Source organism: Streptomyces rishiriensis, from assembly GCF_030815485.1.
GTDB classification, from domain to species: domain Bacteria; phylum Actinomycetota; class Actinomycetes; order Streptomycetales; family Streptomycetaceae; genus Streptomyces; species Streptomyces rishiriensis_A.
The window spans coordinates 5,970,716-5,992,821 of record NZ_JAUSWV010000002.1 but is presented as its reverse complement, the minus strand read 5'-3'; the positions used below and the strand labels follow the sequence as shown (position 1 = coordinate 5,992,821).

The 22,106-nt window shown below is 70.3% G+C and carries 18 protein-coding genes; 11 read left to right on the top strand and 7 right to left on the bottom strand.

Translation table 11 applies throughout. From position 1 onward, the window contains the following. Window positions 1-9 precede the first annotated feature (9 nt). The 7 genes from QF030_RS29260 to QF030_RS29230 all read left to right on the top strand — a co-directional run bounded on the left by QF030_RS29260 (window position 10) and on the right by QF030_RS29230 (window position 6,871). A complete protein-coding gene (locus tag QF030_RS29260) occupies window positions 10-423 on the top strand; it encodes a roadblock/LC7 domain-containing protein (protein ID WP_020128762.1) in 414 nt (137 codons plus the stop codon). A 112-nt stretch (window positions 424-535) separates the two neighbouring features. Beyond that, window positions 536-934 (top strand): DUF742 domain-containing protein, encoded by a 399-nt coding sequence (locus QF030_RS29255; RefSeq protein WP_009190816.1) that lies wholly within the window; start codon window positions 536-538, stop codon window positions 932-934. Then, entirely contained in the window at window positions 915-1,490 is a 576-nt protein-coding gene (locus QF030_RS29250) for a GTP-binding protein (protein ID WP_054239771.1), read from the top strand. The genes QF030_RS29255 and QF030_RS29250 overlap by 20 nt, the downstream gene beginning before the upstream one ends. A 376-nt stretch (window positions 1,491-1,866) precedes the next feature. Beyond that, window positions 1,867-5,202, top strand: a complete 3,336-nt coding sequence (locus tag QF030_RS29245; RefSeq protein WP_307165571.1) for a sensor histidine kinase — start codon at window positions 1,867-1,869, stop codon at window positions 5,200-5,202. A 10-nt stretch (window positions 5,203-5,212) separates the two neighbouring features. Then, window positions 5,213-5,626, top strand: a complete 414-nt coding sequence (locus QF030_RS29240; protein ID WP_037737006.1) for a roadblock/LC7 domain-containing protein — start codon at window positions 5,213-5,215, stop codon at window positions 5,624-5,626. Window positions 5,627-5,721: 95 nt separating this feature from the next. Further along, window positions 5,722-6,309: a DUF742 domain-containing protein gene (locus QF030_RS29235; RefSeq protein WP_307165570.1), complete on the top strand. Its 588-nt coding sequence runs from the start codon at window positions 5,722-5,724 to the stop codon at window positions 6,307-6,309. Continuing rightward, window positions 6,290-6,871 (top strand): GTP-binding protein, encoded by a 582-nt coding sequence (locus tag QF030_RS29230; RefSeq protein ID WP_054239772.1) that lies wholly within the window; start codon window positions 6,290-6,292, stop codon window positions 6,869-6,871. The genes QF030_RS29235 and QF030_RS29230 overlap by 20 nt, the downstream gene beginning before the upstream one ends. 198 nt (window positions 6,872-7,069) lie before the next feature. Here the strand turns inward: QF030_RS29230 and QF030_RS29225 are convergent, their stop codons facing one another. Beyond that, window positions 7,070-7,261 carry an acyl-CoA carboxylase subunit epsilon gene (locus QF030_RS29225; RefSeq protein WP_307165569.1) on the bottom strand — a complete coding sequence of 64 codons (192 nt, stop codon included), beginning with the start codon at window positions 7,259-7,261 and terminating at the stop codon, window positions 7,070-7,072. A 67-nt stretch (window positions 7,262-7,328) separates the two neighbouring features. After that, entirely contained in the window at window positions 7,329-8,933 is a 1,605-nt protein-coding gene (locus QF030_RS29220) for an acyl-CoA carboxylase subunit beta (RefSeq protein ID WP_307165568.1), read from the bottom strand. A 368-nt stretch (window positions 8,934-9,301) separates the two neighbouring features. On the opposite strand from QF030_RS29220, the gene QF030_RS29215 reads away from it, so the two are divergent. The 3 genes from QF030_RS29215 (at window position 9,302) to QF030_RS29205 (ending at window position 11,753) form a co-directional block, all read left to right on the top strand. Further along, window positions 9,302-9,916, top strand: coding sequence for a YceI family protein (locus tag QF030_RS29215; RefSeq protein WP_307165567.1), 615 nt, complete (start codon window positions 9,302-9,304; stop codon window positions 9,914-9,916). A gap of 93 nt (window positions 9,917-10,009) precedes the next feature. Then, window positions 10,010-10,648 (top strand): hypothetical protein, encoded by a 639-nt coding sequence (locus QF030_RS29210; RefSeq protein WP_307165566.1) that lies wholly within the window; start codon window positions 10,010-10,012, stop codon window positions 10,646-10,648. A gap of 319 nt (window positions 10,649-10,967) precedes the next feature. Beyond that, window positions 10,968-11,753, top strand: a complete 786-nt coding sequence (locus QF030_RS29205) for a S1 family peptidase (protein WP_307165565.1) — start codon at window positions 10,968-10,970, stop codon at window positions 11,751-11,753. 110 nt (window positions 11,754-11,863) lie between these two features. Here the strand turns inward: QF030_RS29205 and QF030_RS29200 are convergent, their stop codons facing one another. Beyond that, window positions 11,864-13,249 (bottom strand): hypothetical protein, encoded by a 1,386-nt coding sequence (locus QF030_RS29200; RefSeq protein ID WP_307165564.1) that lies wholly within the window; start codon window positions 13,247-13,249, stop codon window positions 11,864-11,866. 60 nt (window positions 13,250-13,309) lie between these two features. After that, window positions 13,310-16,342: a glycoside hydrolase family 3 protein gene (locus QF030_RS29195; protein WP_307165563.1), complete on the bottom strand. Its 3,033-nt coding sequence runs from the start codon at window positions 16,340-16,342 to the stop codon at window positions 13,310-13,312. Between the two features lie 237 nt (window positions 16,343-16,579). Here QF030_RS29195 and QF030_RS29190 point away from each other — a divergent pair, with 237 nt between their 5' ends. After that, window positions 16,580-18,445 (top strand): lectin, encoded by a 1,866-nt coding sequence (locus QF030_RS29190; protein ID WP_307165562.1) that lies wholly within the window; start codon window positions 16,580-16,582, stop codon window positions 18,443-18,445. A 69-nt stretch (window positions 18,446-18,514) separates the two neighbouring features. Here QF030_RS29190 and cimA read toward each other — a convergent pair whose 3' ends face one another. The 3 genes from cimA to QF030_RS29175 all read right to left on the bottom strand — a co-directional run bounded on the left by cimA (window position 18,515) and on the right by QF030_RS29175 (window position 22,106). Next, window positions 18,515-20,119: a citramalate synthase gene (gene cimA, locus QF030_RS29185; protein WP_307165561.1), complete on the bottom strand. Its 1,605-nt coding sequence runs from the start codon at window positions 20,117-20,119 to the stop codon at window positions 18,515-18,517. A 305-nt stretch (window positions 20,120-20,424) separates the two neighbouring features. Continuing rightward, entirely contained in the window at window positions 20,425-21,039 is a 615-nt protein-coding gene (locus QF030_RS29180) for a TetR/AcrR family transcriptional regulator (RefSeq protein WP_307165560.1), read from the bottom strand. A gap of 29 nt (window positions 21,040-21,068) precedes the next feature. Further along, window positions 21,069-22,106, bottom strand: a complete 1,038-nt coding sequence (locus tag QF030_RS29175) for an agmatine deiminase family protein (protein WP_307165559.1) — start codon at window positions 22,104-22,106, stop codon at window positions 21,069-21,071.

The following is a 22,106-nucleotide window of genomic DNA, read 5'->3' as shown; positions in this document are numbered from 1 at the left end:
TTGAGTCAGATGAGCCAGGCGGCACAGAACCTGAACTGGTTGATCACCAACTTCGTGGACAACACCCCTGGGGTGTCCCACACCGTTGTCGTGTCCGCCGACGGGCTCCTGCTCGCGATGTCCGAGGGCTTCCCGCGCGACCGTGCCGACCAGTTGGCGGCCGTCGCGTCGGGGCTGACCTCGCTGACGGCCGGCGCTTCGCGGATCTTCGAAGGCGGCAGCGTCGCGCAGACCGTCGTCGAGATGGAACGAGGGTTCCTCTTCCTCATGTCCGTCTCGGACGGCTCGTCGCTCGCCGTTCTCGCGCACCCCGAGTGCGACATCGGCCTCGTCGGCTACGAGATGACGCTGCTTGTCGACCGCGCGGGCGCGGTCCTCACGCCCGACCTGCGCGCCGAACTCCAGGGCAGTCTGCTCCACTGACCCGCCCCAGCACTACCCACCTCACGAAATCACCGTCCGGCCGACACAATCCCCCCACCGGCCTCGACGGACGGCACGACTGACCGCGAATGCTGTCCCGCCCGGAGGATCCATGACCCCGCCCACCGCCCATCATGATCCGTACGCGGAGCCGTACGGGGATGAGGGCGACCAGCCGCTGGTGCGTCCGTACGCGATGACCGGCGGCCGGACGCGGCCGCGCTATCAGCTCGCCATCGAGGCGCTGATCAGCACCACGGCCGACCCGGCAGCGCTCATGGGGCTGCTTCCGGAGCACCAGCGCATCTGCCATCTGTGCCGCGAGGTGAAGTCGGTCGCGGAGGTCTCGGCTCTCCTGGCCATGCCGCTGGGAGTGGCGCGGATCCTGGTCGCGGACCTCGCCGAGGCCGGACTGGTGGCCATCCACCAGCCGGGCGGCGACGAGAACAACGGCGGCGCTCCGGACGTGACGCTGCTCGAAAGGGTGCTCAGTGGACTTCGCAAGCTCTGACGGGGGGCGGGCCACCACCTCCGCGAAGATCGTGGTGGCGGGTGGCTTCGGCGTGGGCAAGACCACGTTCGTGGGCGCCGTCTCCGAGATCAACCCGCTGCGCACGGAGGCCGTCATGACGTCCGCGTCGGCGGGCATCGACGACCTCACCCACACCGGGGACAAGACCACCACCACGGTGGCCATGGACTTCGGCCGTATCACGCTCGACCAGGACCTGATCCTGTACCTGTTCGGCACGCCGGGTCAGGACCGGTTCTGGTTCATGTGGGACGACCTGGTGCGCGGCGCGATCGGCGCGATCGTGCTGGTGGACACCCGGCGTCTCGCGGACTGCTTCCCGGCGGTCGACTACTTCGAGAACAGCGGCCTGCCGTTCGTCGTCGCCCTCAACGGCTTCGACGGCTCGCAGCCGTACCAGCCGGAGGAAGTGCGCGAGGCGCTCCAGATCGGACCGGACACCCCGATCATCACGACGGACGCCCGGCACCGCTCGGATGCCAAGAGCGCGCTGATCACGCTCGTGGAGCACGCGCTCATGGCGCGACTGCGGTAACTTTCAAGCACCCGGTGCCGTACGGCAGTTGACGTAGACGCCCTGGAGCCGGCTGTGGCCTTTGACACGGTCGGCTCCGGTGTTCATAACGTTTCGGCAGTGGAATCCACAGATACCGCCACGCGTCGCGGTCGCTTGGTCTCACTGCGCGCACGAAAGCCCCGCCTTTTGGCGGGGCTCGTTCTTTTTGACCGTTTTATCTGGGGCTTACATCACATCGAACCAGGGCTTTCCCATGTTTGGAAGAGCGCTGGTCGTCGTGCTGGAATGCCTGAACTGCCCAATAGTCAATGACGTACTGATGGTCGATGGCTGACCGGGCTCTGAGACACTGCGGCACGACGAAGGTGCCGACCGCCGAGAGGTTGTTGGTCGAGTGAGGCGAAGCAAGCAAAGTCCCGAGCCGGCGGCCCGGGGCAACTTCACCCCGCCGCCGCGCGGAGCGGCGCCCGCCCCTGTGCCCGGTTCGGAGCCGGCGTCCGCACCCGCGAAGAGCGGCGGTCGTCTCTCCCCGCGGAACTGGCGGGTGCCCACCCGGCTGAACGCGATCCTGCTCATACCCGTGTTGGTCGGCCTGGTCATGGGCGGCTTCCAGGTGAAGAACTCGATCGACACCTGGCAGGAGGCCCGCGACGCCGAGAAGACGGCGAAGATCGTGGCCGCCGCCGGCGAGTACGCCGAGGCCCTGCTCAACGAGCGGGACATCAGCGCCCAGCCGCTGCTCCAGTCCACGAAGGACGACCCGAAGGTCAAGGCGGCCCGCGCCACCACCGACGCGAAGGCCACCGCCTTCCACGACGAGGTCGCCGGGATGCCGGACAAGGACGGCCTCAAGCGCCGTCTGAAGCTGGTGGAGGAGGCCGAGCCGACTCTGACGAAGATTCGTGCCGCCGCCTACACCAAGGCCCTGGACCCGGTGAAGACCGAAGAGGGCTACGTCGCGGTCGAGCACCTGCTGATGGAGTTCTCCAACGAACTCGGCCTCGGCACCGGCAACATCACCGCCTACGGCCGCACCGTCTACGCGGTCGCCCTGGCCAAGGGCGCCGAGTCCCTCCAGCGTGCCATCGGCATGCACCTGCTGGTCCGGCCCAGCCCCGACGAGACGGTCTTCCGGCAGCAGCTCACCGCCTTCACCTCGTACGCCTACCTCGAGGGCATCGCCCAGCAGGAGTACGTCTCCGGTGGCACCACCGAGGACGCCGCGCGGCTCACCGAGGTCATGAAGGAGAAGGCCGAGCAGGGCGCGCAGCAGGCCGCCGACGCGAAGGCCGAGGCCGACGCCGCGGGCGAGGAGTTCACCGCTCCGCCGGCCATGGACAAGATGATCCAGGCGATCGCCAGCGGACAGTCTCCGTCCAAGCTCGCCGAGCAGGGCGTCACCGCCCAGGCGTGGATGACGGCCGCGACGCTGAAGTTCGAGGGCTACAGCCAGGTCGAGAGCGAACTCATCGACCGCGCGGTCACCGACGCGGGTGAGATCGCCTCCGACGCGCAGCGCAACGCCATCATCAACGGCGCCATCGTCATCATCGCCCTGCTCGCCGCCTTCATCGTCGCCAGTCTCATGGCCCGCCAGATGAGCCAGGCCATGCGCCAGCTGCGCAACGCCGCCTTCGGCATCGCCGAGCAGCGGCTGCCGATGCTGGTCGACCAGCTCTCGCGCACCGACCCGGGCCGGGTGGACACCCGCGTCCAGCCGATCCCCATCAACACCAGGGACGAGATCGGCGAAGTCGCCCGCGCCTTCGACCAGGTCCACCGCGAGGCCGTCCGACTGGCCGCCGAGCAGGCTCTGCTCCGGGGCAACATCAACGCGATCTTCACCAACCTCTCGCGCCGCAACCAGTCCCTGATCGAGGGCCAGCTGACCCTGATCACCGAGCTGGAGAACAACGAGGCCGACCCGGACCAGCTGGAGAACCTCTTCCGCCTGGACCACCTCGCCACCCGTATGCGCCGCAACGGCGAGAACCTCCTGGTCCTCGCCGGCGAGGAGCCCGGCCGCCGCTGGGACCAGCCGGTTCCGCTGGTCGACGTGTTGCGCGCCGCCTCCTCCGAGGTGGAGCAGTACGAGCGCGTCGAGCTGTCGGGCGTCCCGGAGGCCGAGATCCACGGCCGCGCCGTGACCGACCTCGTGCACCTGCTCGCCGAGCTTCTGGAGAACGCCACGACGTTCTCCTCGCCGCAGACCAAGGTCCGGGTGACCGCCACGCGTCTCCCCGACGGCCGAGTCATGATCGAGATCCACGACAAGGGCATCGGCCTCACCGCCGAGGACTTCGCGGACATCAACCACAAGCTGGCCAACCCGCCGACGGTGGACGCCGCGATCTCGCAGCGCATGGGCCTGTTCGTGGTCGGCCGGCTGTCCGACCGGCACGGCATCCGCGTGCAGCTGCGCCCCTCGGGCGAGCAGGCCGGCACCACCTCGCTGGTCATGCTGCCGGACGCCATCACCCACGGTGGTGGCGGCGGCGAGCAGCAGCCGCGCGACGAGTTCACCGTCTCGCAGATCATCCCGGAGCAGAACTACGGCGGTGGCGGCGAGGACTTCGGCAACGGTCTGCCGATGCGCACCGCCGCGGAGCTCGGCTTCGACGACAGCCAGTACGAGATCCCCGACGACCTCCGTGACCTGGACCCGGTGGGCCGCTCACTGATGCGCGAGGAGCGCCGCGCGGCCCTGGACGGCCAGCCCGGTCAGCCGGGTCAGCCGGGTCAGCCGGGTCAGCCGACCGGGCAGCAGCAGTCCGAGGGCTTCGACGCACCCCGTCAGCAGCAGTCGTACGATGCCGGGCAGAACGGCTACGACCCCGCCCAGCAGGGTGCAGGGGCCGGCTACGACAACAGTGCGACCGGGTACGCCCAGCAGCCGGGGGCGTTCGACCAGCAGACGTCGTACGAGGAGCAGCAGCGCCCGGCGTACGACGACCAGTACTTCGGGCCGAACGGCGGCATGCCGCAGGGCGAGTCGTTCTCCGGAAACGGCGGACTGCCGCAGAACGACGGCTTCGCGTCGAACGGCGGCTACCCGGACCCCGCGTATGCGGAGCCCGGTCAGGAGGAGCGGACGGCGGCCCCGGCCGCGTCGTCCGAGGGCTTCCAGCCGTACCAGCAGCAGCAGGAACAGCAGTCCTACCAGGACGACTGGCCCCAGCAGAACGGCCACACGAACGGTTACCAGAACGGCTACCAGGACCAGTACGCTCCGGAAGCGGAATCCGTACAGGCTGCTGACGCGGGTGAGCAGAACCGCGTAGGCTTCGAACGTCCGGGACCGACCTCTTCCGCCTCCCACGCGCTGACCGACGCCGGTCTCCCCCGCCGCGGCGCCGCCGCAAGCGGTTCGAACGGCGCCCGGCCCGCGAAGCAGGAGCCGGCGGCCTCCCCCGCGGAGAGCAACGGCGGCGGCGACAGCTGGCGCTCGGCCAACGACGAGCGCTGGCACCAGGCCTCCGCTCTGAAGAAGCCCAAGGCGGGCGGGGTCACCTCCTCCGGCCTGCCGCGGCGGGTACCCAAGGCCAATCTGATCGAGGGCGCCGCCGAGACCACCCCCCAGGGAGGCCCTCAGGTCTCCCGCGCCCCGGAGGACGTCCGAGGCAGGTTGAGCAACCTGCGCAGGGGCGTCCAGCGCGGACGCAACGCAGGAAGCAGTGAAACGAACGGCCAGGGCCTCGGTCCTGACAGCACCTACAACCAGGAGCGTTAGTGTGAGCCCGATGAGCCAGGCGGCACAGAACCTGAACTGGGTGATCACCAACTTCGTGGACAACACCCCGGGGGTGTCCCACACCGTGGTGGTCTCCGCCGACGGACTCCTTCTGGCGATGTCCGAAGGCTTCCCCCGCGACCGCGCGGATCAGCTCGCGGCCGTCGCCTCCGGTCTGACGTCCCTGACGGCAGGCGCCTCCCGGATCTTCGAGGGAGGCAGCGTGAACCAGACGGTTGTGGAGATGGAGCGGGGATTCCTCTTCCTCATGTCCATTTCCGACGGTTCCTCGCTCGCCGTTCTCGCGCATCCGGAGGCGGACATCGGCCTCATTGGGTACGAGATGGCCCTTCTGGTGGACCGAGCCGGTTCGGTTCTGACCCCCGACCTTCGTGCGGAGCTCCAAGGGAGCCTTCTCAACTAACAAACGAACGGTGCGTTTTGGCGTCCCGAGGCCGTAGGGTTTCGGGACGCGGCTTCCACGTGATGGGTGCCAGGCACATCGGAGGAGGAGAGAGAGTGGCAACACCCCCAGGCGGATCGAATTCGGGCAACTGGTCGTACGGCCCTGCCCAGGGCCAGGGCGACGGTTCCCAGAACCCGAACCGTTACAACTTCCCCTCCGCGCCCGGCCAGCAGCGGCCGTACACGCCCCAGGGTCCGCAGGGTCCCGGGCCGTCACCGTACGACCAGCCGTCGGCCCCGCGCATCCAGCCCGTACAGCCGCACCGCCGTACCCCGGAGCCGGCGCCCGCAGGGGCGTCGAACAACCCGCTGGTGCGTCCGTACGCCATGACCGGTGGCCGGACCCGCCCGCGTTACCAGCTCGCCATCGAGGCGCTGGTGCACACCACTGCGCAGCCGCACCAGATGCAGGGCCAACTGCCCGAGCATCAGCGGATCTGCAACCTCTGCCGAGAGATCAAGTCGGTCGCCGAGATCTCGGCACTGCTGACCATCCCTCTCGGTGTGGCCAGGATCCTCGTCGCCGACTTGGCGGAGGCGGGACTGGTCGCCATCCATCAGCCCGGCGGCGACGAGAACGCCGGCGGCCAGCCAGACGTGACACTGCTCGAAAGGGTGCTCAGTGGACTTCGCAAGCTCTAGCGGGGGTCCCTCCCGCTCCACCACTTCCGCGAAGATCGTGGTGGCGGGCGGCTTCGGCGTGGGCAAGACCACGTTCGTCGGGGCTGTTTCGGAGATCAATCCGCTGCGCACCGAGGCCGTCATGACGTCCGCGTCGGCGGGGATCGACGACCTCACCCACACCGGGGACAAGACCACCACCACGGTGGCCATGGACTTCGGCCGCATCACCCTGGACCAGGACCTGATCCTGTACCTGTTCGGCACGCCGGGCCAGGACCGGTTCTGGTTCATGTGGGACGACCTGGTGCGCGGCGCGATCGGCGCGATCGTGCTGGTGGACACCCGGCGTCTCGCCGACTGCTTCCCGGCGGTCGACTACTTCGAGAACAGCGGCCTGCCGTTCGTCGTCGCCCTCAACGGCTTCGACGGCTCGCAGCCGTACCAGCCGGACGAGGTCCGCGAGGCCCTGCAGATCGGCCCCGACACCCCGATCATCACGACGGACGCCCGCCACCGCGCGGACGCCAAGAGCGCGCTGATCACGCTCGTGGAGCACGCGTTGATGGCCCGCCTGCGGTAGGCCGAAGGAGTGACAGGTGGGCGGCCCCTCCCGGTTCGGGAGGGGCCGCCCACCTGTTTCCGGCGCGACGGCGGGACGCGGGACGGCGACCACCTCCGGCGCCGGGGCCGGCCGGGCCCGCGACACCGGCACGAAGAAGGGGCCCCTCCGTGCGGAGGGACCCCTTCTCGACGTGCAAGCGGCGGAACGGCGCAGCGCCTAGTGCCAGCTGTGCGGGGCGCGGAAGCCGCCCTCGCGCTCCAGGCGGCGCCAGCCGGCCTTGGGGCGGCCTCGGTGAGGCTTGGTCGTGGACGACTGGGCGGCCGCGCGGGCCAGGAGGACCGCCGTGATGGCGGCGACTTCCTCGGGCTCGGCGTGGCCCTTCTCGACGCGGATGTCGGGAGCGTTCATGGGTGCAAGTCTCCGTGGATGAGGTTTCCGCAGGGGATCCAGTGGGTTACCCGTGGGATCTGCCGGGTTACTGCGGGGGGTTGCCGTGCTTGCGCGAGGGCAGGTCGGCGTGCTTGGACTGGAGCATGGCCAGCGACCTGATGAGGACCTCGCGGGTCTCGGCGGGGTCGATGACGTCGTCGACCAGGCCGCGTTCGGCCGCGTAGTAGGGGTGCATCAGCTCGGACTTGTACTCCTTGACCATGCGGGCCCGCATGGCCTCGGGGTCCTCGGCCTCGGCGATCTGGCGGCGGAAGATGACGTTGGCGGCGCCTTCGGCGCCCATCACGGCGATCTCGTTCGTCGGCCAGGCGTAGGTGAGGTCGGCGCCGATGGACTGGGAGTCCATGACGATGTAGGCACCTCCGTAGGCCTTGCGCAGGATCAGGGAGATCCGCGGCACGGTGGCGTTGCAGTAGGCGTAGAGCAGCTTCGCTCCGTGCCGGATGATCCCGCCGTGCTCCTGGTCGACGCCCGGGAGGAATCCGGGGACGTCCAGGAAGGTGACGATCGGGATATTGAAAGCGTCACACATCTGGACAAAGCGTGCAGCTTTTTCCGATGCCTCGATGTCCAGGACACCGGCGAGGGCCTGCGGCTGGTTGGCCACGATGCCAACGACCTGGCCGTCGAGGCGGGCCAGCGCACAGATGATGTTGCGGGCCCAGCGCTCGTGGATCTCCACGTACTCGCCGTCGTCGACGATCTCCTCGATGACCTTGGTCATGTCGTACGGACGGTTGCCGTCGGCGGGGACCAGGTCGAGCAGGACGTCACCGCGGCGGTCGGCCGGGTCGGTGGCCTCGGTGCGCGGGGGGTTCTCGCGGTTGTTCTGCGGGAGCAGCGACAGGAGGTAGCGGACCTCCGCGATGCAGGTCTCCTCGTCGTCGTAGGCGAAGTGGCACACGCCGGAGGTCTCGGCGTGCACGTCGGCGCCGCCCAGGCCGTTCTGGGTGATCTCCTCGCCGGTGACGGCCTTGACCACGTCCGGCCCGGTGATGAACATCTGCGAGGTCTCGCGGACCATGAAGACGAAGTCGGTCAGGGCGGGGCTGTAGGCCGCGCCGCCCGCGCACGGGCCCAGCATGACGGAGATCTGCGGGATCACCCCGGACGCCCGGGTGTTGCGCTGGAAGATGCCGCCGTAGCCGGCGAGCGCCGAGACGCCCTCCTGGATGCGGGCGCCGGCGCCGTCGTTGAGCGAGACCAGCGGGGCGCCGGCCGCGATGGCCATGTCCATGATCTTGTGGATCTTCGTCGCGTGGGCCTCGCCCAGCGCGCCGCCGAAGATCCGGAAGTCATGGGCGTAGACGAAGACCGTGCGGCCCTCGACCGTGCCCCAGCCGGTGATCACACCGTCGGTGAACGGCTTCTTGGCCTCCAGACCGAATCCGGTCGCCCGGTGCCGGCGCAGCTGCTCGACCTCCTGGAAGGACCCCGGGTCGAGGAGCAGCTCGATCCGCTCCCGCGCGGTCAGCTTTCCCTTGGCGTGCTGCGCCTGGGTCGCCTTCTCGCTCGGGCCGGCCAGCGCCTGGGCACGGATCTCGTGCAGCTCGGCCACGCGGCCGCGCGCATCCGTGGGTTCCGAAGGCTCTGCGATCGGCTCGCCCGTCGTCTCTTCCAAAACGGTCATGTAGTGACCTTACGAAGCCCACCAAGGAAAGAGGGACGTCGACTCCGTACAGTCTCCGGCGCGTTTTCCTGGTACCCCTGAACAGAACTCGCGGGGCATGCAGCCGTTCCGACTGCTCAGAGGGGCCGGGGCTTGTAGGAGTCACACAAACCGAGGGGCTGAGACCCGCCTCACATTCCCCTCGCACACATGCCCTCCCCGGAGTGAAACGGAGAGCCCGGACGGCGGTCCGCCTCCGCCGGATGCCAGTGGCCGACTTCGATCGGACGAAGATGTTGAACATTGAACGGAATAGGTCTACCGTCGTCCCTGTTGACCTCGTTGAAGATTAAACATCCTCGACCTTCCCGTCCCCCAAGGAGCACGTCATGGGCATCTTCGGCCGCAAGAACACCGACGAGACCACCACCACCGCCGTCGCCGACACCCCGGTGACCCCCGAGCTCGCCGCCCTGACCGGCGACTACTCGATCGACCCCGCCCACTCGACGATCGGCTTCGTGGCGCGCCACGCGATGGTCACGAACGTCAAGGGCAAGTTCAACGACTTCACCGGCTCGCTGCACCTGGACGGCACCGACCCGTCGAAGTCCAGCGCCACCATCGACGTCACGATGGACAGCATCGACACCGGGTCCGCCGACCGTGACGGCCACCTGAAGACCGCCGACTTCTTCAAGACCGACGAGTTCCCGGCGATGACCTTCCGCTCCACCTCGGCACAGGCGCTGGGCGGCGACGACTACCGGATCACCGGCGACCTGACGATCCTCGGCGTCACCAAGCCGCTCAGCATCGACCTGGAGTTCAACGGCGCCGCCAAGGACCCGTTCGGCAACGAGCGAGTCGGCTTCGAGGGCAAGGCCGAGATCCTGCGCTCGGCGTGGGGCCTGACCTGGAACGCGGCGCTGGAGACGGGTGGCGTTCTGGTCTCGGACAAGATCAAGCTGAACTTCGACATCTCGGCGATCAAGAACGCCTAAGCGCTTGGCCGAATACGGTGGAAATCGACTAAAAGGGGTCGGAAGCGAAGAGCTCCCGGCCCCTTTTCGCGTTCCCTGTCACAGTCGCGAGGCATGAGCACCAGGACCGGACCCCAGCACTACCCCGGCGCGAACCGCGACCACTGGTACCAGGACGACTTCGGCGGTGACCGCATGGAGGTCAACGTCGTCGTCCTGCACACCACCGAAGGGCGTTCACTGCCCGACTACCAGGGCGGCTCCGCCGCACCCAACCTGACGGCCGTGCCGGACTTCGCCGCCAGAAAGCTGAAGTGGTACCAGCACTTCGAGATCGACGTCTCCTCCCGCGCGCTGGTCAACAAGCGCGGCGGCGTGGAGACCAACACGCTGAACGTCTGCCAGGCGGAACTCGTCGGCACCTGCGACCCCGACCTGCACGCCAAGTGGAAGGCCCGCGACCAGGCCCACGTCTACTGGCCGAAGGCGCCGGAGTGGGCGCTGCGCGCCGTCGCCGAGTACCTGGCGTGGATGCACATCCACCACCATGTCCCGCTGCGCGGACCGACGCTCTGGCCCGCGTACCCGAAGTCCGCCGGGAACGGGGGCGGTCAGCGGATGAGCGGGGAGCGATGGAACGCGTTCAAGGGGGTGTGCGGGCACATGCACGTGCCGGAGAACGCGCACGGGGATCCGGGGGCGCTCGACTTCGAGGGACTGCTCGGCTTCGCGAAGGCGGCGGTACAGGACTGACGTCGGCTCACGACGTACGTATCGGCGGCCGGCTCCGATCCGTGGAGTCGGCCGCCCGCCGTACGGGGCCGCCGATGGACGGGGGTCGCCACCGACAGACGGGGGTCGCCACCGACGGACGGGGTCGCCGCCGGTGGGTGGATGTGGCCGCCGGTGGAGACGGATGTGGCTGAATCAGCCCCCTTGTGTGAGGGCTTGCGGCGTTCCCATAATCCAGCAACAGATTTGACCTGACCATGCCAGCGTATGGGCGTTTCTTTGCGGTGCCCTTTGCGTTGTCATGTACTCGTCAAGTTGACCCCCCACGGAAGGCAGCACCGTGAAGAAGCTCCTCACAGCGCTCAAGAGATTCGCCGCCGTCGGCGCGGCCGCCCTCGCGATCGCCAGCCTTCAGCCCCTCTCGTCCGCACAGGCCGCCCCCTCCCCCGTCGTCGGCGGCACCCGTGCCACGCAGGGCGAGTTCCCGTTCATGGTCCGGCTCTCGATGGGCTGCGGCGGAGCGCTCTACACCCAGCAGATCGTGCTCACCGCCGCGCACTGCGTGAGCGGGACCGGAGCCAATACCAGCATCACCGCCACCGCCGGCGTCGTGGACCTCCAGTCCACCACCGGCCGGGTCCAGGTCAGATCGACCTATGTGTACCGGGCCCCCGGCTACAACGGCAACGGCAAGGACTGGGCGCTCATCAAGCTCGCCTCGCCCATCACCACCCAGTCCACCCTGAAGATCGCCACCACCACGCAGTACAACACCGGCACCTTCACCATCGCCGGCTGGGGCTCGGCCACCGAGGGCGGCGCCCAGCAGCGCTACTTGCTCAAGGCCACCGTGCCGTTCGTGAGCGACGCGACCTGTCGTACGTACAGCGGCTACAGCGGTCTGGTCGCCAGTGACGAGATCTGCGCCGGATACACGGCCGGCGGCACCGACACCTGCCAGGGCGACTCGGGCGGCCCGATGTTCCGCCGGGACTCCGCCAACGCCTGGATCCAGGTCGGCATCGTGAGCTGGGGCATCGGCTGCGCCCGGGCCAACGCCCCCGGCGTCTACTCCGAGGTGTCCACCTTCGCCTCGGCCATCGCCGCGGCAGCGGCCTCGCTCTGACGCACACCGGTCCCGCGGACCGAGCGGGAGTGAGCCGTACGACGTCCACGGGCCCGGCGCCGACGCGCGCCGGGCCCCTGGCGTGTGCGGTGCCCCCGTGCGCCGGGGCTTCAGAACCCGCCGCCGAAGTCGCCCCCGCCGCCTCCGCCTCCGCCGAAGTCGCCCCCGCCGAAGTCCCCTCCCCCGCCGCCCCCGAAGCCGCCGAAGTCGCCGGGGTCGAAGTCGGCGCCGGACACGTCGCCTCCCCCGTAGCCCCCGCCGAAGTCGCCGTAGCCGGTGCCGTAGTCGGCGGCGTAGGACGGGCCGGCCATGATGCCGCCGAGCATCGTGCCGACGAGGAGGCCGGGCAGGATGCCGCCGCCGAAGTAGCCGCCCGCCCAGGGGCCGTAGGCGGGGCCCGCCTCCCAGTACGGACGGCGGCCGTAGTCGCTGTCGACCTCGCGGATCACCGGGTCGCGGCCGTCGGCCAGACGGGTCGCGTCCGCCGCGCAGACCGGGACCTCGCGGGTGGCCCCGCCGGCCGGCGTCCAGGTGGCGTCGGTGACCGAGGGGCCGTGGCGGGGGTCGAAGAAGCACGGCGGCCGGCGTTCGGGCAACGGCCGTCCCGCACGGCGGGCGGCCAGCCGGGCGAGGGAGAAACGGCCGTCCTCCAGCGCCTCGGTGACGGCCCGGACGTCCTCGGGTCTCGTCGCCGCCCCCATGAACGTCTTCGCCTGCTCGTAGGCGTCCAGGCCGCGTTCGTAGTCGGCGCGCATCGAGTCGTCGGCGCCCGGCTCCGACGGCCGGAAGTCCAGCCGGTCGAGCTCCTCGCCGAAGGCCGTGATGTCCTCGTCCACGACCACCCGCAGCCGGTCGAGGGCGGCCCGCTGCTCCGCCGCGTGCCGCCGGCGGTTGCGCCGCACGAGGGTGTAGGCGCCCGCCCCGCCCGCCACCAGCACCGCACCCGTCGTGATCAGCGCGGTGGAGGAGATCCCGGCGCCGCCCGAGGAGCCCCAGCTCTTCGGCGCCGCGCCGCCCATGTTGGCCACGGCACGGTCGGTGAAGCCGGTCAGCTGACTGTTGGCGTCGCTCTCGTCCTGGACACTGGCGACCAGGTTGCGGACGGCCGTGCGGGACAGGACCGAGGAGTCGGCGCGGGCGTCGAAGCGGTCACCGAGGCGGATCGCGTACAGACCGGTCACGCCGGTGGCGGTGCGCAGGTCCGTGAAGAGGTCGGCCGTGGGGTAGCCGGCGGGCAGGACGGCGATGAACAGGGGCTTGTCGGCGCCCTCGATCTGCTGTTGGAGCGCGTGCGCCTCCGCCTGGGACAGCTGGGCGCTCGCCTGCGGATCGACGTAGACCGGGCTCTCGCGCAGGGCGGCGGCGATCGTCGAGACGTCGGTGGCCGCGGCGGCACGCGGAACGCCCGCCGTCATGACCGCCAGAGCGGTCAGGACGGCGAGCGCCAGTGCGATCAGCGGTCCGGCGAAGCTTCGGGTCGATCGAGCGACCTTCATACTTCGAAGCTACCCGAAAGCTGCCGGAAGCGGTCTCTTCGCGTGCTCCGGAACCGGTGGTCAGGACGCGGCCCGGTACGCCGCCGTCAGCTGCTCCACCGCCTTTCCGTACCGGCCGGTCAGCAGCAGGTGGTCCGCGTCGGCGAAGGGCTTCGCGACCGCCGCGGTGACGGCCTGCCCCACCTTCTGCTGGACGAGGAGCCTGGCCTTTCCGACGAGCGCGCGTCCCACCCCGTCGGCGCCGGCCCGCTCGGCCGCCGCGGCCGCGGCCGCCAGCCCCTTCAGGGTCGCCGAGCCGCCCTCGGGCACTCTGCTCAGCGTCGTCAGGCCCCAGCCGTAGGGGAACTGCGGGTCGTACGCCGCGTCGCCGACGTTGATCGGCAGCTGGGCCTGGGACTTCGGCCAGGTCACCGGCAGCTGTCCGGTGAAGGGCCGCCTGCCGTACAGGACGTCGGCGACGCCGTCGCCCTCCGTGCCCGGCAGCCAGGAGGCGACCAGCGCGTCGATGTCACCGAGCCGGTCGCCGATCAGCTGGGGCCGCCCGGAGACGATCAGCACCGCGCACCTCATCGCGGCGCACACCTTGTCCACGGCCGCCCGGTCGGCGGCGGTCAGCTCCAGGTCGTTGCCGTTGCCGACGTCGCCGACGCCCTCGGCGTACGGGGTCTCGCCGACGACCACGACACCCACGTCGTATCCGTCCGTGGACGCCGAGGCGTCCTTGGAGTAGGTCACGTCGCCGCCGGCCTTCCTCATCCCCTCCAGGATCGTCGTGCCCTGCGTGATGTCGCCGGAGGCGCCCTGCCAGGTGATGGTCCAGCCGCCGGTCTGGTTGCCGATGTCGTCGGCGTTGGAGCCCGCGACGTAGACCTTCTGGTTCTTCTTCAGCGGCAGGACTCCGCCGGAGTTCTTCAGGAGCACCTGGGACTCGGCGGCCGCCTTGCGCGCGACGTTCCGGTGCCCTGCGGAGCCGATGGCGGAGGCGTTGCCGGTGTCGGCGTACGGCTTCTCGAAGAGGCCCAGCTCGAACTTCCGCGTGAGGATGCGGGACACGGCGTCGTCGATCCGCCGCTCGGCGACCCGGCCCGCCCCGACCTCGTCGAGGAGCGTGGCGTGGAAGTCCTTGTAGGCGTACGGGACCATGATCATGTCGAGGCCCGCGTTGACCGACGTACGGACGTCGGAGGCGTAGTCGCCGGGGAGTTGGTCGATGGCCGCCCAGTCGCTGATGACGAACCCGTCGAAGCCCATGCGGTCCTTCAGCACGCCGTTCAGCAGGTCGGCCCGGGCGTGCATCTTCACCGGCCCCTTTCCGTCGCCCGCGATGTCGAGCGAGGAGTAGGACGGCATGACGGTGCCGACCCCGCGGTCGACGGCCGTCCGGAAGGGCGCCAGGTGGACGGCCTCCAGCTCCTGCCGGGTGACCTCGGTGACGCCCTGGTCGATGGTGTACGTGCCGGTCGTGGAGGAGCCGTACCCGGTGCCGCCGTCCCCGACGAAGTGCTTGGCGGTGGCGAGGACCTTGTCGTCGTCCTTCAGGTCCGCGCCGCTCGCCCGGCCCTGGAGCCCCTGGATCACCGTCTCCATGGCCTGGACCAGCGCCGGGTCCTCGCCGTACGCCTCGTAGGAGCGGCCCCAGCGTTCGTCGCGGGTGACGCAGAGGCAGGGTGCGAAGTCCCAGGGGATCCCGGTGGCCCGGACCTCGGCGGCGGTCACCGCGCCGGTCTGTTCGGCGAGCGCGGGGTCCCTGGTCGCCCCGATGCCGATGTTGTGCGGCATGACGGTCGCGCCGACCAGGTTGTTGTGGCCGTGCACGGCGTCGACGCCGTAGATCAGCGGGATCTGGAAGCGGGTGGCCTGCGCCCGGAGCTGGAACGCGTCGATCATCTTCGCCCACGCCTCGGGGGTGTTGGGCGTCGGTGTCGAGCCGCCGCCGGAGAGCAGCGAGCCGAGGCCGTACGCGGCGATGTCACCGGGAGCGGTGATCGCGCCGCGCTCCGCCTGGGTCATCTGGCCGGCCTTCTCCGCGAGGCTCATCCGCGACAGGAGATCGGCGACGCGCTTCTTCACCGGCAACTTGGCGTTCAGGTACGGCAGTCCGTGCGCGTCGAGGACGACCTGCGGGGTTTCGGCCGGCGGCTTGGCGCCGGTGACGGTCAGCCGGAGCGGGACGGTCTCGGCGGACTCGGCCTGCCGGTCCGCGAGGGTGCGCACGGCGACCGTGCGGGTGGCGCCGGAGGGGGTCCCCGCCGGGAAGGTGACGGTGCCGGCGACCGGGGTGTAGTCCTTGCCGGGCACGGCGGTGCCGGTCGCGGCGGTCTCGTAGGCGACGGTGACGGGGTCGTCGAGGGGGGCGGCGCCGGTGGTGGCGACGGTGAGCGTGACGGCGGCCGCACCGCCCTCCCGGACCGGGTACACGGCCGCGTCGGTGGTGACGGCCGCGCGCAGCGACTGGTCAGCCCGGCCGTAGAGTTCCACGCCGTCCATGGCGAAGTCGCCCTTGACGCCGACGGGAAGGGTGAGGGCGTATCCCCAGGTCTCGGTGAGGCCGAGGACGTGGTCGATGCCGCCGACGGGCTGGTAGTCCGTGCGGTACGTGAAGTCGGTGAACGGGATCTCGACCAGTTTCCAGCCGGTCCAGTCGTCGGTGAAGGAGGTCGTCCAGAGCTCGGACGCCTCTCCGTTCGCCCCGCCGTCCTTGATCTCGAAGGCGATCTTCTTGCCGTTGCCGCGGCCCTCCCACCAGAACCGGATGCCCCGGTGGCCGGACCAGTCGTGGGCGGGCTCCGCGAAGGCGAAGTCGTGGGTGAAGCCGCCGTAGCCGCTGATCTCGTAGCTTCCGGTGAGGACCTGGTCGCCCTCGGGGGCGTCCTCGCGGGCGGCCAGCCGGAGGGCGGGCGGGTCGTCGGTGTCACCGCCCCAGGTGAACAGGCCTTCGGCGGGCGGGCTCGCGAAGGGGATCTCGCCCTCGAAGCGGTCGACCGGGACGGGGGCGGGGTCGGGCTCGTCGGCGCCGGACGCGCCGGCTGCGGTGGTCAGCGGGAGCAGTGCGGCCAGCAGGGTGGCGGAGGCGAGCAGGGCGGTTCTTCGCATGGAACGTCCCTCTACTCTCGTGGTCCACTCATGACTTAGATCACGCCGTGAGTTAACTGGTGACCTGGTGCACCGTCAAGACTTCACACCAGAACTGGTACGGCAGCAACGCCCGTCCGGATCAGTGACGTTGTTCGTTCGACAGATGAACGCGCGACCCCTTGACGCACCCCGGAAGCCGTCATTTACTCACGCCTCGCACGCCCCCATCCCCCACCTCCGAAAGGGCGGCGCTCCATGAGGAGATCCACTCGCGCTCTCCGGCTGCTCATCGCCGGTCTGCTCGGCACCGCCGGGATCACCGCGGCGGCCGCGCCCGCCGACGCGGCCGGCGAGCAGGTCACGGCCTGGCTCACCACCACGGACGACGCCGGCGGGCGGCACGTTGTCCGCGGTCTCCAGGCCCAGCCCGCCTTCGCCTTCCAGACGGGCAGCGGCGGCCCAGGTGAGAACATCACGGTCGACGAGAACACCGGGTACCAGACCTTCACCGGCGGCGGCGCGTCCTTCACCGACACCGCGGCCTGGCTGATGAACGGCAGCGGGGCGCTGTCCGCGGCGACCCGGGAGGCGACGATGCGCAAGCTGTTCTCGCCGACCGAGGGCATCGGCCTGTCGTTCCTGCGCAATCCGATGGGCGGCTCGGATCTCGCGCGCTTCGGCTACACCTACGACGACGTGCCGGCCGGCCAGAGCGACCCGGACCTGTCGCGGTTCTCCCTCGCTCACGACCTGGCGGACGTGGTGCCGCTGACCCGGCGGGCCCGGGAGCTGAACCCGGCGCTGACGGTCATGGCGTCTCCGTGGACGGCGCCCGCCTGGATGAAGGACAGCGGGCAGCTCGACGGGGGCTGGCTGAAGGCGGAGAACTACGGGGCCTACGCCTCGTACTTCGTGAAGTACCTCCAGGCCTACCGGGACCAGGGCATACCGGTGGCGTACGTGACGGCGCAGAACGAGCCGACGTGCTGCTCGGGCTATCCGTCGATGAGCTGGAACGCGTCGGGGCTGGCGTACTTCACGAAGAGCGAGCTGTTGCCGAAACTGGCCGCGGCGGGACTGTCGACGAAGGTGCTGGCGCACGACTGGAACTGGGACACGTACGACGCGTACGCGGCGCAGACGGTGGACGACGCGGCGGTGCGCTCGCACCCGAACTTCGGCGGGATCGCCTGGCACGGCTACGGCGGGGACGTGGCGAAGCAGACGTCGGTGCACAACCAGTACCCGCAGCTGGACGCCTTCGGCACCGAGCACTCCGGCGGGACGTGGATCGCGAACCAGCAGCGCGAGGACATGCTCGACATCGTGAACTACACCCGCAACTGGGCGAAGTCGGTGACGAAGTGGTCGCTGGCGGTGGACCAGAACCGGGGGCCGCACAACGGCGGCTGCGGGACCTGCGACGGGCTGGTGACCGTGCACAACGGGGACGGGGCGAGCGGGACCGTCGACTACATGATCGAGTACTACACGATGGGGCACCTGACGAAGTTCGTCCGGCCGGGCGCTCGGCGGATCGCGTCGACGGCGTCCTCGTCCGTGCCGAACGTGGCATGGCGCAACCCCGACGGCTCCAAGGCCCTGATCGCCTACAACGACGCCTCGGCCGCGAAGACGGTGACGATCAACTGGGGTGCGCAGCACGCGACATACTCGCTGCCGGGGAAGACGTCGGCGACCTTCACCTGGTCGGGTACCCAGGCGGGCGATCCGAGCCGGTCGGGGTCCTTCGCCGGACTCGCGGGCAAGTGCCTGGACGTGGCGGGCGGGGCCGCGGCCAACGGCACGGCCGTGCAGCTCTACGACTGCAACGGCTCGGCCGCACAGCGGTGGACCGTTCAGCCGGACGGCTCGCTGCGGGCGCTCGGCAAGTGCCTCGACGTCGTCGGGGGTTCGACGGCGGACGGCGCGAAGACCCAGCTCTACGACTGCAACGGCACGGGCGCCCAACGGTGGTCGTACGACGCCGCCACCGGTGACGTCGTGAACACGGCGGCGAACAAGTGCCTCGACGTCACGGACAACTCGTCGGCCAACGGGGCACGGGGTCAGATCTGGTCGTGCACGGGAGCCGCCAACCAGAAGTGGCAGCTGCGGTAGGTCCGGTCCGGCGGCCGGGTGCGGAGCCTCGGCGAGTTCGGCTCGCCGAGGACCCGCGCCGGGCGCCGCCTACTCGGCGGGTTCCACCTTGGCCCGCAGCAGCCCGTACGTGTAGGCGTCCTCCAGGGCCTGCCAGGAGGCGGCGATCACGTTCTCCGCGACACCCACCGTGGACCACTCGCCCGTGCCGTCCGTCGTGGAGATCAGGACGCGGGTGGTGGACTGGGTGCCGTGGACGCCCTCCAGGATGCGGACCTTGTAGTCCACCAGGTCGAGCTTGGCCAGCTGGGGGTAGATCTTCTCCAGCGCCACGCGCAGGGCGCGGTCCAGGGCGTTGACCGGGCCGTTGCCCTCCGCCGTCGCGACGATGCGCTCGCCCTTGGCCCACAGCTTGACGGTGGCCTCGTTGGCGTGGGTGCCGTCGGGGCGGTCCTCGACGATGGCCCGCCAGGACTCGACCTCGAAGTACTTGAGCGGCTTGCCCTCGACCTCTGCCCGCAGCAGCAGCTCGAAGGAGGCGTCCGCCGCCTCGTAGGTGTAGCCCTTGAGTTCGCGTTCCTTGACCCGCTCCACGACCCGGCCGACCACTTCACGGTCGCCGCCCAGGTCGACGCCCAGCTCCTTGCCCTTGAGCTCCACCGACGCGCGTCCGGCCATGTCCGACACCAGCATCCGCATGGTGTTGCCGACCTGTTCGGGGTCGATGTGCTGGTAGAGGTCCGGGTCGACCTTGATGGCGGAGGCGTGCAGGCCGGCCTTGTGCGCGAAGGCCGAGACGCCCACGTACGGCTGATGCGTGGACGGCGTCAGGTTGACGACCTCGGCGATCGCGTGCGAGATGCGGGTCATCTCGCGCAGCTTTCCCTCGGGCAGGACCTGCTTGCCGTACTTCAGCTCCAGGGCCGCGACCACCGGGAACAGGTTCGCGTTGCCGACCCGCTCCCCGTAGCCGTTGGCCGTGCACTGGACGTGCGTCGCGCCCGCGTCCACCGCGGCCAGGGTGTTCGCCACCGCGCAGCCGGTGTCGTCCTGGGTGTGGATGCCGAGCCGGGCGCCGGTGTCGGCGAGGACCGTGGAGACGACCGCCTGGATCTGCGCCGGCAGCATGCCGCCGTTGGTGTCGCAGAGGACGACCACGTCCGCGCCGGCCTCGGAGGCCGTGCGGACCACGGCCTTCGCGTACTCCGGGTTGGCGCGGTAGCCGTCGAAGAAGTGCTCGCAGTCGACGAAGACCCGGCGGCCCTGACTCTTCAGGAAGGACACCGTGTCGCCGACCATCGCCAGGTTCTCGTCCAGCGTGGTGCGCAGGGCCAGTTCGACGTGCCGGTCGTGGGACTTCGCGACCAGCGTGATCACCCCGGCGCCCGACTCCAGCAGCGCCCTGACCTGTGGGTCCTCCGCGGCCTTCGCGCCCGCCCGGCGGGTGGCGCCGAAGGCGACCAGCTGGGCGTGCTGGAAGTCGATCTCCTCCTGCGCGCGGGCGAAGAACTCGGTGTCCCGCGGGTTGGCGCCGGGCCAGCCGCCCTCGATGAAGCCCACGCCGAAGTCGTCCAGGTGCCGGGCGATCGCCAGCTTGTCGGCGACGGTGAGGTTGATGCCCTCCCGCTGCGCGCCGTCGCGCAGGGTGGTGTCGAAGACGTGGAACGAGTCGTCGGGTTCGCTGGTTTCGGTCATGGTCTGAAGGCTCCTGTGTCGGATCTCGGTCGTTACCGGAATGACCGGCTCCACCACCCCCATGCTCCCTCGCGCTCTCGCTCCCGGCTGTGGGTGGGCCAGAAAAGCGAAAAACCCCTCGCGGGTGCGAGAGGTCTGCGCGCGGGTCGAGGACGACGATGGCCGCTCGTACCTGGTCGTACGGAGCGGTCACTGCGGACCGGCGCGCCTGCTGCCAATAATCGTGGCGAACGAGAGCACGGCGGCAGTCTGGCACATACCGTCTGTTTGCTCACCGGGTGTCTCAGGATGCGAGCGGCGCGATCTCACGCCTCCGCGAGCAGGCTCTCGGCCAGGAACTCCCTGACGTGCCCGAGGACCTGTTCGCGGCCCGTGCCCCGCAGTCCGATGGCCACATGGATGGAGAAGCCGTCGAGGAGGGCGCGCAGCCGGGCCGCGAACCGGTCGGGGTCCACGGGCCGGAACTCCCCCCGCGACACCCCTTCCGCCAGCAGGGCGACCAGGTCGCGGTGCCAGGCGCCCTCGATGGCCGCCTGGCGGTCCCGGGCCGCCGCGTCGACGGCGGCGCTCTGCGAGCGGTTCCAGACCTCCAGCCAGAGCGTCCAGTGCGGGTCGCGGTGGCCGTCGGGGACGTACAGGTCGACATAGGCGTCGAGCCGCTCGCGGGCGGGGGCGGCGCGGGCCAGCAGCCGGGCGCGCTCGGCGCCGAGCCGGCCCTCGCTCCACTCCAGGGTGCGCAGCAGCAGCTCGTCCTTGGAGTGGAAGTAGTACAGGAGATGGCCGCTGCTCATCCCCATCTCGCGGCCGAGGCCCGCCATGGTGAGCTTCTCCAGACCGCGCTCGGCGATCATCTCCATGGCGGCGGCGAGGACCTCCTCGCGGGGTGGCGCGTTCCTGCGTTCCCGTGCCGCTGCGGCCATTGACGCCTCCCCTTCGTCTCGTCCCGGTCTCAGACCCTCGGCTGCTGCTGGGTGATGCAGTGGATGCCACCGCCGCCGGAGAAGATCGTACGGGCGTCCACCAGGGTGACCGTGCGGTCCGGGAACAGGCGGCGGAAGACGCCCGCCGCCTGCTCGTCGCGCGGATCGTCGAAGCCGCAGAGCACGACGCCGCCGTTGCAGAGGTAGTGGTTGATGTACGAGTAGTCGGCCCAGCGCCCGTCGGCCTCCAGGACCGTCGGGGCGGCGACCTCGACGACCTCCAGACGGCGGCCGCGCGCGTCGGTCTGCGCCTTCAGCAGTCCGATGACCTCCTTCGTGACCTCGTGGTCGGGGTGGGCCGGATCGGGCTGGTGGTGGGCGACGACGACTCCGGGGCGGGCGAAGGCGGCGACGATGTCGACGTGGCCGAGGGTGCCGAAGCCGTGGGGCGGGTAGTCGCCGGTGAGCCCGCGGGGCAGCCAGATCGCCTTGCGGGTGCCGAGCATGGCGTGGATCTCCGCCTCGGCCTCCTCGCGCGTCCACCCCGGATTGCGCTCCGGGCCGAGCTGGACCGTCTCCGTCAGCAGGACCGTCCCCTCGCCGTCGACATGGAAGGCGCCGCCCTCGTTGACCAGGGTCGAGGCGTACGTCCGTGCCCCCGCGAGGTCCGAGACGTACGCGGCGATCTTCGCGTCGTGCTCCCAGCGGGCCCAGCCCTGGGCGCCCCAGCCGTTGAACGTCCAGTCGACGGCGGCGAGCCGCCCGTCCGCACCGGTCAGGAAGGTGGGGCCGATGTCGCGCATCCAGGCGTCGTCGAGCTCGCGCTCGACCGTGTCGACGCCCGGACCGAGGAGGGCGCGGGCGTGCGCCGACTGCCCGGGGCCGCACACCACCGTCACCGGCTCGAAGCGGCGGACCGCGCGGGCGACCGAGGCCCAGGCGGCCCGGGAGGCGGTCAGGTGGTCGGGGTCGTCGAAGGTGGGGTTGGGGCCCGGCCACGCCATCCAGGTGCGCTCGTGCGGGGCCCACTCGGCGGGCATGCGGAAGCCGTCGGCGGCAGCAGACAT